This is a genomic window from Calothrix sp. FACHB-168, assembly GCF_963889195.1.
Lineage (GTDB): Bacteria > Cyanobacteriota > Cyanobacteriia > Cyanobacteriales > Nostocaceae > Aulosira > Aulosira anomala_A.
In genome coordinates, this window is sequence record NZ_CAWPNJ010000001.1 from 738,981 (window position 1) to 753,023 (window position 14,043).

The following is a 14,043-nucleotide window of genomic DNA, read 5'->3' on the forward strand; positions in this document are numbered from 1 at the left end:
TTTATTAAGAAATGGCTATGACTGGGGAAACTATCGAGGAAATCCATCAATTACAGGCGATTCTCAGCAAAATGCAACTCACCCTGGGAGCGATCGCGGATGCTGTAGTTTGGGTAGGGGCAGACCAAGCAGTACAATGGTGTAATGCCGCTTTTGCTCATTTGCTCAATCGCCAGGATAGGGACATCATTGGCTGGAGATTTGATGAACTCATAGTTTTGCAACAATCTCAACAACCCATAGCCTTAGAAGCATATCCCCATATTTTGTTACATCAAGGAAAATATGAAACGACAAACTATGAGGTGAAGCTAAAACAACAAACTTTTATCTGGCAAATTTCTGGTATTTGTACCACAGCAAAAGGCGATGCTACTGCCATAATAATTATTAGAGATATTACCCAAAATCAGCCCACATCTGCCACTTTAGAATCAAGCGCAGCAAAATTATCCTTGATGGTAGAAACTGCTAATGATTCCCTTAGCTGTAAACAAGCTCAAGCAGAATTAGAATCTTCTCTATCACTATTACAGGCGACTTTTGAATCAATTCATGATGGTATATTAGCCGTCGATCGCCAAGGTAATATTGTCAGTTATAACTCTGTATTTTTGGAGATGTGGTCAATTCCTCCAGAAATTTTAGCAGAACCAGAACAAAGTAAACGTATCGCCTATCTTGCCCATCAGTTAAAAAATCCGACGGAATTTTTAGCGCAAGTTAAACAACTATACGCTACCCCGGAAGCTAATAGTTACGATTTATTAGAATTTAAAGATGGGAGAATATTTGAGCGTTACTCTTGCCCGCAAAAATTAGGCGACAATATTCTCGGTAGAGTTTGGACATTTCGCGATATTACAGCCGAGAAACTCGCCCAAGAAGCCCTGAAAGCCTCAGAAGCTAGACTCAACGCCATTCTTAGCAGTGCCCTAGCCGCTATCTCTCGTATCCGAGTTTATACTAATAATAATTGGCATTTTGAATACTGCTCTGTTGGTAGTATCCAGCTTTGGGGATATTCCCCAGAAGAATTAATCGCCGATAAAAATCTTTTACTGTCGCGAATTGCGCCGGAAGACTTGGAAGTTGAGATGACAGCAGGCTTTAACGCCATTTTTGCTGAACTTTCCTATGAAAGTGAATATCGCTACCTCCACCCTGATGGCTGTTGGCGTTGGATTTCTTGTAGTTCCACATCTGTCAGAGATACACAGACAAATTCTTGGGTAGTAACGGTGATTGCTACAGATATTAGCAATCAGAAACGCACTGCCGCCGCTTTGCGAGAAAGTGAGGCTAAGTTCCGCAATATTGTCGAAAATGCTAATGAAATTATTTGCCTAGTTAACTCAGATCATATTATTTCCTATGCTTCTCCTAATGTATTAAATATTACTGGCTACACTCCGGCGGAGATAGAAGGAAAATCTTATGCAGCATTTATTCATCCGGAAGACTTACCCAAATGTGTAGCCGCAATGCAACAGGTAATGGCTACAGGCGAGAAATTTTCGGATCTAGAACATCGATCGCTTTATAAAGATGGTAGCTGGCAATGGCAAACAGCTAACCTAGCCCTAATGCAAGATGCTCAAGGTAACTTACAAATTATCAGCACAGTTCACGATATTAACGAGCAAAAACTAGCCCAAGCCGCATTACAAGCTTCCGAAGCCAGGTTGAATACCATTCTCAATAGTACCTTTGCTTCCATTGAGCGTTACCGCATCTTCACTGATTCTGAGTGGTTAATTGAATACTGTTCTCCCGGATGTGAGAAGATTCGCGGCTTTACTATCGAGGAAATGATGGCGAACCAATACTTAGCAGTTTCGCGCATCTTCTCAGAAGATTGGGAAAAATCCAAAGAAGAATGCTTTGGCACGATTTTTGCGGGACGCCCGAATCAGGGAGAATATCGTTATAATCATCCAGATGGTACTGTGCATTGGATATATTCTAGCCATACCTCGGTACGGGATGAAGCAACAAATTCTTGGATAGTCACGATTATTTCTACAGATATCACCTCCCGCAAACAAGCAGAAGAAGCGCTGCGTCGCAGCGAACAAAAATACCGCAATATCTTTGAAAATTCCTTAGTCGGTATCGGACGCAGTCGCCTAGAAGATGGATTATTTTTAGAAATTAACCAACCATGTGCAGAAATTATTGGTTATAGTAACATTGCTGATTTGATTGGTAAACGCTACGCGCCAGAATTTCAGGTAAATCCCAATGCTCGCGCTGCTTTATTCGCCGAAATTCAACAGCATGGAGAAGTGCGTAATTATGAAATTCAATTACGTCGCCAAGATGGGGAACTGAGATGGGGGTTGATGTCAGCTCGTCCCAACTTAGAAGAATCCTGCTTAGAGTTTATGATTGTAGATATTAGCGATCGCAAACAAGCAGAAGTTGCCTTAAAACGCCGCGCCCAAGCTCAAAGTTTACTCAGCAGCATTTCCCGCCAATTTCTCGATCGCGATTTGCATACAGCAATTAATTTTACCCTGCAAGCGATCGCCCAATTTATTGGTTCCGAACGCTGTTGTATCTATGCATACGCCGAAAATCAAGCCCAATGCTATCTTCTCTATGAATGGCATCAACCAGGAATAGAGCCGATGGCAAATCAAGCCAGTCATTTATCTATCAGTGAATTCCCGGAATATCATCAGCAATTATTACAAGGTAAAGTTATTCAATCTACCTTTACACCAGAAAACCTCAATCCGATAGAAAGAGCAATTGTTACTGCTACCTCAGTCAAATCTGCTGTTGCTGTACCCATGATTCACTCCGAGAAAGTCATGGGGATACTATTGGCGAATGTGGTTCACTCCAGCAAAACCTGGAGCCAAGAAGATGTCAACCTACTGAAATTGGTAGGGGAAATCATCGCCATGGGTAGAGCCAGACAGCAAGCAGAACAAGCACTGTTATGTGCCAAAGAAGCCGCCGAAGCCGCCAACCGTGCCAAAAGTACATTTTTGGCAAATATGAGTCACGAACTACGTACCCCATTAAATTCCATCCTGGGTTTTGCTCAGTTAATGGAACGAGACACCAGCCTCAACGATAAACAGCGCCAATCCCTAGCAACAATTAATCGCAGTGGCGAACACCTACTGAATTTAATCAACGATGTCTTGGATATGTCGAAAATCGAAGCCGGACGCATCGTTTTACATTGCGAACCTTTCGACATGCATCAATTATTACAAACTATTCAAGATATGTTCCAAATCCGAGCCAGGGCAAAGCAACTGTCTCTGAGGTTTGAAATTGCTGATAATATACCCCGTTATATCAAGGCTGATGAAGGTAAATTACGTCAAGTACTAATTAATTTATTAAGTAACGCCGTTAAATTCACACAAAAAGGTACAGTATATTTGCGTGCTACTGCGGAAATGCGCAGACTAGATAATCAGCAACAGCAAAGCTGTATTCTTTATTTTGAAATTGAAGATACTGGCAGGGGTATTGCCCCAGAAGATATAGACAAATTATTTCAGCCCTTCGTCCAAAGTAGCAGTAACCAAGCTATTGAAGGCACAGGTTTAGGGCTAGCTATCAGCCGTCAATTTATCCGCTTAATGGGAGGCGATATTAACTGTAGCAGCAACTTAGGAGAGGGTTCAACTTTTCGCTTTCACCTACTAGTAACTTTAGCTGAAGCTTGCCAACAACCACCGCAATACACTACAGGTAAAGTAATTGGCTTAGTCGAGGCACAACCCACGTATAGAATTTTAGTAGTAGATGATGCCCCAAATAACCAAGAGATTATCGTTCAATTATTAAGCCAAGTTGGTTTTCAAGTCTCCTGCGCCAACAACGGGCAAGAAGCGATCGCACTTTGGCAAACTTGGCAACCCCATGTCATATTTATGGACATGCGGATGCCCGTGATGGATGGCTATACAGCTACCAAAGAAATTAGAAATCAAGCGCAAGGTAAAGAAAATCAAACTATTATTATTGCTCTTACAGCCAGCGCCTTTGAAGAAGAAAAATCAACCATCCTCGCCGCCGGTTGTAACGACTTAATCCGCAAACCCTTTCGAGAACAGCTAATTTTCGATAAACTTGCCGAACATTTGGGAGTAAATTACCTATACGCCGAAAACAGCAATTCTCCAGATCCAGATGAAGCGCAAAATTACCCAACCCCTGCTGCTTCTACCCTACGCGCATCTTTAAACATGATGCCAGATACATGGATTGCACAACTGCATCAAGCGGCTAATGAAGTAGATGGCGATCGCATTTTCCAACTCGTAGAACAAATCCCCGAATCTCAAGCCATCTTAGCCAGAGAACTCACAAACTTAAACCGTCGCTTCTGCTTTGATGAAATTATCGAAATCATGGGCATTGGGCATGGGGCAGACAACCCACAATTGTAGAGACGCGATTCATCGCGTCTAAAGATTCATCGCGTCTCTACCCTGGATCTCGCTTTAGGGGAACTCCCACACAGGGAAAACTGCTTACTTTCTGAGAAGTCGCAGAATTTGGTACTTGTCTATCGTAAAAACCTGGCTCATAGCCCTTTTACTTACCCGATTAATAGGTACTTGACAATCCACATTTTCCACTTCTACCCGATTTCTCACATCTACAGCATCAATCTGCTGGTTAAACATTTGACTGGTATCACGGCTAACTCTCAATTGGAAAGCAGACATCGGCCACACAAAATACCCAATAACGCTGAGAGTAATAATAGCCGGCAGAAGTTGAGTTTTTGTGGGTAGCATCTGATTATCCTTCCTACAAACTCTAGTTAATACGCTGTTATCTAAAACACAATTTTGTAAGGTTACTTTGTAGAGTAAAGAACAATCGGGTAAAACTAGGGGAGATTCAGGAGCATATATATAGATAACAAGGGGGCAGGGAGCAGGAGGATAATTATCTGTAGCCGAGATTGAGAAAAATAGTATAATCCCATGCCCAATGCCCAATGCCCCATGCCCCTATTACCACAATGACTAACCAGCCAGCCAACTCTCCCAAAGCAGATATCCTGGTAATCGACGACACACCAGAAAATCTCAATCTCCTATCTAGTATGCTGACTGCTCAGGGTTACAAAGTTCGCAGTGTAACTAAAGGCACAACTGGATTACGAGGAGCCGCCGCCGCACCCCCAGACTTAATTTTGCTGGATGTGAATATGCCAGAAATGAACGGTTATGAAGTATGCCAACAACTCAAGACAAATCCCCTCACCCGTGAAATCCCGGTAATTTTTATTAGCGCTTTAGGGGATGTACTCGATAAAGTCAAAGCCTTTGCGGTTGGGGGAGTAGACTATATAACCAAACCGTTTCAGGTAGAAGAAGTATTAGCGAGAATTCAAAATCATCTCACCATTCGCCAACTGCAAACCCAGCTACAACAGCAAAACGCCAAATTACAGCAGGAAATCAAAGAACGCCAACAAGCAGAAGAGAAATTTAGCAAAGCATTTCGTTCTAGCCCCAATCCAATTGCGATCGCTACAATTCAAGAAGGGCGTTTTATTGATATTAATCCCTGCTTCTTGACAATGAGCGGTTACAGTTTAGAGGAAGTAATTGGACATACAGCCGATGAACTGCATTTAGGCAACGCAGCCGAATCGCTCACCCAAACAATCCAAATGTTGCCGCAAACAGGTTCTTTATACAATCAAGAATTTGAATTTTTTACCAAATATTCAGAAACAAAAATTATTTTATTATCCATAGAATTAATTGATTTAGCAGGTGTAGAATGTGCCTTAATCATTGCCAATGATATTACCGAACGTAAACGGTTAGAAAACGAATTTATTTCTTTAGTCAGTCACGAATTACGTACACCCCTCACCTCAATTATGGGTGCATTAGATATCTTAGGCGCGGATCAACTAGGAACCTTAAACAATCAAGGAAAGAAAGTTTTAACTATTGCCAGCAATAACACAGAAAGACTCATTCGTTTAGTTAATGACATTCTCGATTTAGAACGAATGAAATCGGGTAAAGTCTTTATGAACAAAGTTAAGTGTAACGCCGCCGAATTAATGGTACAGGCGACAGAAGCCATGCAAGCAATGGCAGAAAAATCGCAAATTCAAATAATTGTTAATCCCTTAAATATAGAACTTAATGCCGACCCCGATAGATTGCTGCAAACTCTGACCAATTTACTCAGTAATGCGATTAAATTTTCCGAACCAGGCGATACTATTTGGCTAAATGCCGAAGTGCAAAAAGATAATTTAATTTATGTTAAAAGTCTAGAGCAAAAATTCCCATCTCTGCTAATAAGCGTCCGAGATTGCGGCAGAGGAATTCCCGAAAGCCAATTACAAACAATCTTTGAACGCTTCCAGCAAGTAGACGCCTCCGACTCGCGTAAAAAAGGCGGTACAGGTTTAGGACTAGCCATTTGTCGCAACATTATACAGCAACATTACGGCAAAATTTGGGCAGAAAGCACTCTAGGAGAAGGTAGCACCTTTTACATTCGTCTACCATTAGCCAATAGTCAGTAGAGACGCGATTCATCGCGTCTGTACAATTTTCATTTGTCCCCCTTGTCCTCCTTGTCTCCCTTGTCCCCCATCTTCCCCATCTCCCCGACTTTTCCCCGATTGATTGCTACAATCCCCTGAATTTGACATAAATGCCAGGTTTTTAACATGAGTCGAAAAATTTTGATTGTGGATGATGAAGAAGATGTGAGAGCGATCGCTACATTAGGGATAGAATTAAGTGCCGAATGGAACATATTCACCGCCGCATCTGGTAAAGAAGCCTTGAATCAAGCCCTAATACATCAACCAGAAGTCATTTTGCTGGATATGATGATGCCCGATATGGATGGACGCACAACCCTACAACAACTCAAGACAAATCCAGCCACCAGTCATATACCAGTAATTTTAGTAACCGCCAAATTTCAGGAATCCGAACCCGAAATTTTTGCCAACTTAGAAGTCGCCGCCATCTTTGCTAAACCCTTCCGCCCCCTACAACTAGCCAATCAAATCAGTAAAGTCCTCGGTTGGAATTAACAAAATAACATCCCAACTTTTACCAATTCAATATTTTCCATCAAGTATTTTATATCACCTTAAATCCCCCACCGTAGGGGCGGGGTTTCCCCGCCCTTAAAGTTTCCCCATCCTCATAACTTCCATAACCCATAAAAAAGCGTAAATTTCCGCACCCCCCTTCAGTTTGCCAAAGACATCACCAAAAATTTGCGCATCTTTGCGGTAATATATATGTACTATAAAATTACCTCACCTCATGTACACACCCTGAATACATTGCCCAATGCCCAATGCCCAATGCCCAATGCCCAATGCCCCATGCCCCATGCCCTATTTAATCATCAATACCAACGCCACCATACCCAAACTAGCCATTAATCCAGAAGGCATGAATTTGCGAGTTTTGACAAGCCGCAAGCAAAAGAAAACCACTAAAGCAGCCGTTACCACAATAGCCAGCAATAAACCCCAAAATTGACCATTTAATTGCATAAAAGCCGCAAAAACTATCAATAAACCGCTAATACTACCGCTAATCAGTGAAACCTTACTCTGAGCTTGAACATAGCCCATAATGCCACCAATCAACGCCAAAGTACCATAGACAAAAGCGGCAAATATACCTAATGTCATTGTTAAAACCTATGTAGATTTTGACTTTGCAGCAAAGGTCACCGGACAATTTACCATAGCTTTGGAAGCTCATCACCTAATTGATTGATGGATAATCAAGCGATGTCTACGGTTAGCACCTCATCCTATGCCAAAATCCAGTTCCTCCAGCGCCAAGCTGCATCACTTTTACTTTACCAGTCAGTTCTGCAAAGCGAAGTGGGAATAGCCTTTCTGGATTTGTTGCAAGCTATACGATACACTGATGCTGATGGCAGAGGATGCCTGCAAGCCTACGGCAATTACTTTCACGCCTTAGCCACAAAAAATCAAAATTGGGAAGACTACCTAATTCATCAAATTCTCATCACCGAAAATCCCTTTACCAAGCTGGCGCAAACAGAAGAATTTGCAAACATCCCCAAAGCTTTAATCGCCGCCGTCCAACATGATTTACAAGTGTTGCAGAGTTTGTATGAATGTAGTACCGCAGCCTTAAGTGAGTTAGTACAAAACGCAGCCCATTTACCAGTTTCACCGATTGTTTGGTATAGAGAGCAAGATAAGCTAGAATCAGAAACAAGCCTGAAATCTCAAGTGATGAACTCCCTACAACATACAGAGAATTGGGCTGATACTCTAGAAGATTTAGCAGCTTATTATCAACAATTCGGCACGGGTATATTTGCACAGTACCACGCTTTACGCTGGCAAAATGGGCAATTTATCGGCATTCAACATTCCGATCCAATTAAGCTTGATATATTGGCTGGCTATGAAATGCAGCGCGACACATTATTAAAAAATACAGAGTTTTTACTATCAGGTAAGACTGCCCTTCATGTCTTACTTTACGGTAGTCGCGGTTCTGGTAAATCTTCTTTAGTCAAAGCTTTGCTGAATGAGTATAGTCACCGCAACCTACGCTTAGTAGAAGTGACAAAATCAGAATTACAAGACTTACCCCAAATTGTTGAACAATTGCGCGGAGTCCCCCAGAAATTTATTATTTTTGTAGATGACCTTTCTTTTGAAGAAGATGACGATGCCTTTAAAGCACTCAAAGTAGTTTTAGAAGGGAATTTAACCGCAAAACCCCAAAATGTGGTTGTTTATGCTACTTCTAATCGCCGTCACTTAATCCGCGAGTTTTACGCAGACAGGCCGAATCCCAAAGACAAAGAAGAAATTCATGTTTGGGATACCATGCAAGAAAAGCTATCTTTTAGCGATCGCTTTGGTTTAACCTTAACCTTTGAAGGAGCAGATCAAAAAACTTATTTACAAATTGTCCGGCATTTAGCAGCACAAGCAGAAATTGATATTAGTCAAGCAGATTTAGAGTATCAAGCATTACAATGGGCAACTCGTCATAATGGTCGCTCAGGTCGCACAGCAAGGCAATTTATAGATTTTCTCCAAGCCGACTTATCAGTATTCGGCAATAAAAAACATACATCTAGACCCGAATAATTAATTCCGTATCAATAACCCAAACTAAATTATGCAACCTAAATACACTTAAACCCCTTACCAATGACAAATGACAACCTCAGACTTTAAATAAACAAAGTGAGAGTTAATGACCGTAAGAAATACTGATTTTGACAACTTAACTAGGCTCAAAGTAAGCAATATGCAATCAGCAATAGTAAGTAATCGCTTGTTTCTAGGAATAGTTGCCTTTAGTGTAAGTTTTGGTCTTAGTCTTGTTCCTAACTGGGATTATACTAAAGCTTTCGTTACAGGCATCATTACTTTAATTGCTACATATTCAGCCGCCTTTTGTGTAGATAGACGGCGCAAAAGTTATGAAATGTTTGTTTTAGGTTCCCTGCGTAAACGCATCAAAGAACTAGAAGGATTAAAATCACGCATTGCCAGAGAAATTAGCCAAATTGAAGAGCATCGCCTAGCATTATATAACGACTTTCAAAAACTGCAAACTCAAGTCACAGAATGTCGCAATCAAAGAGATAGTATCCATAGAGAACTGAGTACCTTTGCTGGGCAGAAAAAACAGTTGGAAAATGAAATTAATGCCCTAAAAACAGAAATTCATAACTTAGATAAAAATAAAGCCGAGGTAAATACATCCTTTTCAACGCTGACTTCTGAGAAACGACGTTTAGAGTTGAATTGTAATGTATATCGCTCAGAAATAAATCAATTACAAACTCAAATTCTCGAACTCCAAGAAGAAAAAGCTGAAATTGAAAATAATGTCACCTTATTAGGTAGACTAAAACCACAAATAGAAGAAAAACTTTACGAACTCCAAATGCAAGTGCAAAATTTAGAACTTGAGATTAGCCAGAAAAATCAACTACTCCTCAGTACGACAAATAATAGAGAAGATATAGAATCTAATTTAAGTGATGTCCAAACTCAAATAGTTGAACAACAAGCAGAACTAAATCGCCTACAAGGGCAAATTTTACTCTTACAACAAGAACGCGACCTATTACAAAGTCAAGTTTGGGATTTACTCCAACAAATTGAAACCCTTAACCCAGAAATCTTATCAGATAAAATACATGAAGATACCCAAGAAAATCTTCCGGAAGTATTTCCTTTTGAAGAACTAATTGAACCTATTACATTTGTAGATATTGTATCAAATACATCTGAGGAATTACCAGAAGAATGGATGCATTTTTTACAGATACTACCAGACTATGAAATTGCCGTATTAAAAGCTATCTTAGAACAAGAAAATTCTCGCGATACCATTAAACAGATAGCCGAAGCAAATATTACCATGCCTAATCTGTTAATTGATGCAATTAATGATAAAGCCGATGATACTTTAGGAGAATTAATCATCGATCCAAGAGCAGAAAATCCAGAAATCTATCACGAACATATAATTAACGTCAAGAAAATGCTCGCTCTTTATCAACATTCTCCTTCACAACCATAAATCAAGCAGCAAAATTTATTATTTTCTTTGAGTCTTCTGCATTCTTGACAGTCGCGAACAAGTTAATTATCTTAACTCATAGCCAATTGCTATAATTAATCAAATCATTCATACCGTTGTAAAATTACTTAATAGGTATAGAATATACCTGAATTACCTTGCAAGCTGTTAGCCTCTGCGTTCAAAATCAGGTGAGATCAACTACATGGCAAAGCTCAAAATCTCGAAAAAAATATCCACTGCTTTAATTAATTCCCTTAGCGCCGGAGTAGTACCCAGACTAGGAGTTGAACACATAGCAGTTGGTCGGGAACTAGAACTAAAAAGCCTATTACAGAATCTCGAAGATATTGCAGAAGGGGTATCAGCATTTCGGTTCATCATTGGTAATTATGGTTCCGGTAAAAGCTTCATCCTCCAACTAATTCGCAACCGCGCAATGGAGCAAGGTTTTGTTGTTGCTGATGCTGATTTATCCTCAGAACGTCGTCTAGCAGGAAGCAATAACGAAGGTTTAGCAAGCTATCGCGAATTAATGAGTCGTCTTGCTACCAAAACTCGTCCTGATGGTGGTGCATTAGTTTCAATTTTGGAAGGATGGATTAATAAAATCCAACAAGAAGTAGCAAAAGAAAGTGGATTACGCCCTAATGATGAAGGTTTTGATGACCAAGTAGAAGCCAAAATTAGAGAAGTTGTTCAGTATATTGAAGATTTAGTTCACGGTTTTGATTTTGGTAGCGTCATTATTGCTTATTGGCGTGGTTACCGCTTAGATGATGATGCCTTAAAAAATGCCGCTATGCGTTGGTTGCGCGGTGAATTTACTACCAAAATTGAAGCCAAAGCCGCTTTAGGGGTGCGTGTCATCATTGATGATGATAGTTGGTATGATTACATCAAATTATGGGCGAAATTTGTTGCGGAAATTGGCTATAAAGGTCTGTTAATTTTCTTGGATGAATCTGTACATTTATATCAAATATCCACAACAGTTACTAGGGAGAAAAATTATAATAGACTGCTGGCAATGTTTAACGACACCATGCAGTGTAAAGCCGAACATTTAGGTATTTTGATTGGTGGAACTACAAAGTTTTTAGAAGACCCAAATCGAGGCTTATTTGCAGATCAAGCTTGGCGCAGACGCACCAAAGAAAGCCGCTTTGTTACTCAAGCAGGTGTGCAAGAATATTCCGGCCCGGTAATTAGACTCAATCCTCTAAGCCAAGAAGAAATACTGACGCTACTGCAACGGATAAGCGAAATTCATGCTGTAAATTTCGGTTATGAAAAAACTTTAACGAATCGAGATTTAAATGCATTTGTCAAAGAAATTATCAATCGTTTAGGTGCAGATGCATTACTCACACCGGGAGAGATTGTTAGAGATTTTATTAGCGTGTTAAATATTCTGCATCACAATCCGCAAATAGCATTTACAGAATTAATTCACGGCTCTACATTTAAGCCTACTGCGGTAGGTAAAGATGCAACTTTGCATGAGGATAATGCAGCAGAATTTAGTTTGTAATTGGGCAATTTACACTTGGAGTGTCTATAGTATCAGACGTTTAGGCAGCTAAAGACTTGCTCAAAAGCTTGTAACTTTCTCAAAAAGCCATTTCACCTACTCAAAATTAATGAGACAAAGCAGTAGTTCGCGCAAAACTATTTTAGTGGTAGCCTCCAGCCCCACCAATGAAGCGAGATTGCGCCTAGATAAAGAGGTGCGAGAAATTGATGAGGGTTTGCGAAGGTCGCACCATAGAGAAAAATTTACTTTGCAGCAACGGTGGGCGGTTCGTCCTGATGATTTGCGTCGTGCTTTGTTGGATTTTAACCCGGAAATTGTTCACTTTTGCGGGCATGGTTCAGGAAATAATGGATTGGTTCTGGAAAATGATGCAGGTACAGTACAATTCGTTCCCACAGAGGCTTTAGCAAACTTATTTAAACGATTTGCTACACGAGGACTGGAATGTGTAGTTCTCAACGCTTGCTATTCTGAAACTCAAGCCAACGCGATCGCCCAAAATATTGATTATGTAGTCGGTATGAATAGTCAGATAGGAGACGATGCAGCGATTAAGTTTGCAGTTGGTTTTTATGATGAGTTGGGGGCTGGTTGGTCGTATGAAGATGCTTATAACGGTGGCTGTGATGCGATCGCTCTGCAAGGAATCCTAGAAGAAAATACCCCAGTATTCAAAAATCTAAAAAAAAAGTCCAGTTAAGGTCTACAAATCCGGTTGATGACTTAGTTCAAAAAGTGCGATCGCGCATTCATGATGATATCCAAACATTACATAGCACGATGCCACTATGGGGTGTAGATAGCTCGGTTTCTTTAGGTGATTTGTTTGTAGATGTGAACATTCTAGAGGAACTGAGTAATAGCAGTAGGTCAGAACTCGATGATCTATGGCAAGATTTCAGTAAGAATCCTAGCTATCGCAGTTTGGATCGTATTGGCATAGGTAGAGAGCAGCAAAGGGTTTCAGGACTAGCGGTACTGGCGAAAAATACAAATCTTATGGTGGTGGGTAAACCCGGTTCAGGGAAAACCACTTATTTACAACGAATAGTTACCGAGTGCAACGCTGGCAATTTACAAGCACACCGAATTCCAGCTTTAATTAAATTACGAGAGTTTGTAAATTATGGACATGAGTTTGCCTATTCACTGGAGCGTTATTTTGAGCAGTTCTGGCAATTATCAAATATAGAAATTAAGTTAATTTTCCATCAAGGTCGAGCATTGGTGTTGCTAGATGGATTAGATGAAGTTACGGGGGAAGATGCTAAAAACATCACCAAGCAAATTAAGCAGTTTGCTCGTTCTTATCCGCAGGTGCGGGTAATTGTGACCTGTCGGACTCAAAGCTTTACAGGAGAGATGGATTGGAAATCTCTGCGTTTTAGTTTCGTAGAGGTAGCCGATTTTAATGAAACTCAAGTGCGATCGTTTTCTGAGCATTGGTTTAAGGCAGTTATTGGCGATGACTCAGCAGGATTAGCACAATCGCAGGAATTTCTAGATCAGCTTTTTCTAGATACAAATAAACCGATTCGGGATTTAGTAATTACACCAATTTTGCTGAGTTTGACCTGTCTTGTATTTCACAAGAAAGGCCAGTTTTACTCAAAACGTTCCAAGCTTTATGAGGAAGGGTTAGAGCTATTACTGGAACAGTGGGACAAGGAGTGGGAAATTGAGCGAGATGAGATTTACCGAGATTTATCACCAGAACGAAAGCTGGAATTACTTAGTTATTTAGCAGTGACAAAGTTTGAGCAACCGCAGTATGTTTTGTTTGAGCAGTCAGAAATTGAGGGTTACATAGCAGAGTTTTTGGAAACTGGAGTTTAGACTAAATGGAAGCAAACAGAAAATAACAGCAACAGATTTACTGAACTAAAAAAATACACCATAAACGGGTAGGGGAAGCGCCCCAAAAAA

Annotated in this window: 10 protein-coding genes; 8 read left to right on the forward strand and 2 right to left on the reverse strand. The window is 40.4% G+C overall.

The genetic code is table 11. From position 1 onward, the window contains the following. Positions 1-17 precede the first annotated feature (17 nt). The gene (locus AACW45_RS03035; RefSeq protein WP_190627433.1) at positions 18-4,421 is read left to right on the forward strand and encodes a PAS domain S-box protein; all 4,404 of its coding nucleotides are present in this window, start codon (positions 18-20) and stop codon (positions 4,419-4,421) included. 84 nt (positions 4,422-4,505) lie between these two features. Here AACW45_RS03035 and AACW45_RS03040 read toward each other — a convergent pair whose 3' ends face one another. Then, complete coding sequence (locus AACW45_RS03040) at positions 4,506-4,775, reverse strand: hypothetical protein (RefSeq protein WP_190627435.1); 270 nt, start codon at positions 4,773-4,775, stop codon at positions 4,506-4,508. A 206-nt stretch (positions 4,776-4,981) separates the two neighbouring features. Between AACW45_RS03040 and AACW45_RS03045 the strand changes: the two genes are divergently transcribed. Beyond that, a complete protein-coding gene (locus tag AACW45_RS03045) occupies positions 4,982-6,541 on the forward strand; it encodes a hybrid sensor histidine kinase/response regulator (RefSeq protein WP_242045443.1) in 1,560 nt (519 codons plus the stop codon). Positions 6,542-6,688: 147 nt separating this feature from the next. Further along, positions 6,689-7,063 carry a response regulator gene (locus AACW45_RS03050; protein WP_096644318.1) on the forward strand — a complete coding sequence of 125 codons (375 nt, stop codon included), beginning with the start codon at positions 6,689-6,691 and terminating at the stop codon, positions 7,061-7,063. Between the two features lie 312 nt (positions 7,064-7,375). Here the strand turns inward: AACW45_RS03050 and AACW45_RS03055 are convergent, their stop codons facing one another. Continuing rightward, the gene (locus AACW45_RS03055; RefSeq protein WP_190627437.1) at positions 7,376-7,678 is read right to left on the reverse strand and encodes a TMEM14 family protein; all 303 of its coding nucleotides are present in this window, start codon (positions 7,676-7,678) and stop codon (positions 7,376-7,378) included. An 87-nt stretch (positions 7,679-7,765) separates the two neighbouring features. On the opposite strand from AACW45_RS03055, the gene AACW45_RS03060 reads away from it, so the two are divergent. The 5 genes from AACW45_RS03060 (at position 7,766) to AACW45_RS03080 (ending at position 13,953) form a co-directional block, all read left to right on the forward strand. Then, positions 7,766-9,130 carry an ATP-binding protein gene (locus AACW45_RS03060; RefSeq protein WP_190627439.1) on the forward strand — a complete coding sequence of 455 codons (1,365 nt, stop codon included), beginning with the start codon at positions 7,766-7,768 and terminating at the stop codon, positions 9,128-9,130. A gap of 163 nt (positions 9,131-9,293) precedes the next feature. Beyond that, on the forward strand, positions 9,294-10,580 hold the full coding sequence (locus tag AACW45_RS03065) for a tellurite resistance TerB C-terminal domain-containing protein (RefSeq protein ID WP_190627441.1): 1,287 nt from the start codon (positions 9,294-9,296) through the stop codon (positions 10,578-10,580). A gap of 205 nt (positions 10,581-10,785) precedes the next feature. Continuing rightward, a complete protein-coding gene (locus AACW45_RS03070) occupies positions 10,786-12,114 on the forward strand; it encodes an ATP-binding protein (RefSeq protein ID WP_190627443.1) in 1,329 nt (442 codons plus the stop codon). 109 nt (positions 12,115-12,223) lie between these two features. After that, a complete protein-coding gene (locus AACW45_RS03075; protein WP_242045444.1) occupies positions 12,224-12,817 on the forward strand; it encodes a CHAT domain-containing protein in 594 nt (197 codons plus the stop codon). A gap of 35 nt (positions 12,818-12,852) precedes the next feature. Continuing rightward, positions 12,853-13,953 carry an NACHT domain-containing protein gene (locus tag AACW45_RS03080; RefSeq protein WP_190627445.1) on the forward strand — a complete coding sequence of 367 codons (1,101 nt, stop codon included), beginning with the start codon at positions 12,853-12,855 and terminating at the stop codon, positions 13,951-13,953. Positions 13,954-14,043 lie beyond the last annotated feature (90 nt).

What these genes read in the sequence shown, in the direction of transcription:
- AACW45_RS03035 (WP_190627433.1), top strand. Translation starts at nt 18, where the DNA reads ATGACTGGGGAAACTATCGAGGAAATCCATCAATTACAGGCGATTCTC.
- AACW45_RS03040 (WP_190627435.1), bottom strand. Translation starts at nt 4,775, where the DNA reads ATGCTACCCACAAAAACTCAACTTCTGCCGGCTATTATTACTCTCAGC.
- AACW45_RS03045 (WP_242045443.1), top strand. Translation starts at nt 4,982, where the DNA reads ATGCCCCATGCCCCTATTACCACAATGACTAACCAGCCAGCCAACTCT.
- AACW45_RS03050 (WP_096644318.1), top strand. Translation starts at nt 6,689, where the DNA reads ATGAGTCGAAAAATTTTGATTGTGGATGATGAAGAAGATGTGAGAGCG.
- AACW45_RS03055 (WP_190627437.1), bottom strand. Translation starts at nt 7,678, where the DNA reads ATGACATTAGGTATATTTGCCGCTTTTGTCTATGGTACTTTGGCGTTG.
- AACW45_RS03060 (WP_190627439.1), top strand. Translation starts at nt 7,766, where the DNA reads ATGGATAATCAAGCGATGTCTACGGTTAGCACCTCATCCTATGCCAAA.
- AACW45_RS03065 (WP_190627441.1), top strand. Translation starts at nt 9,294, where the DNA reads ATGCAATCAGCAATAGTAAGTAATCGCTTGTTTCTAGGAATAGTTGCC.
- AACW45_RS03070 (WP_190627443.1), top strand. Translation starts at nt 10,786, where the DNA reads ATGGCAAAGCTCAAAATCTCGAAAAAAATATCCACTGCTTTAATTAAT.
- AACW45_RS03075 (WP_242045444.1), top strand. Translation starts at nt 12,224, where the DNA reads ATGAGACAAAGCAGTAGTTCGCGCAAAACTATTTTAGTGGTAGCCTCC.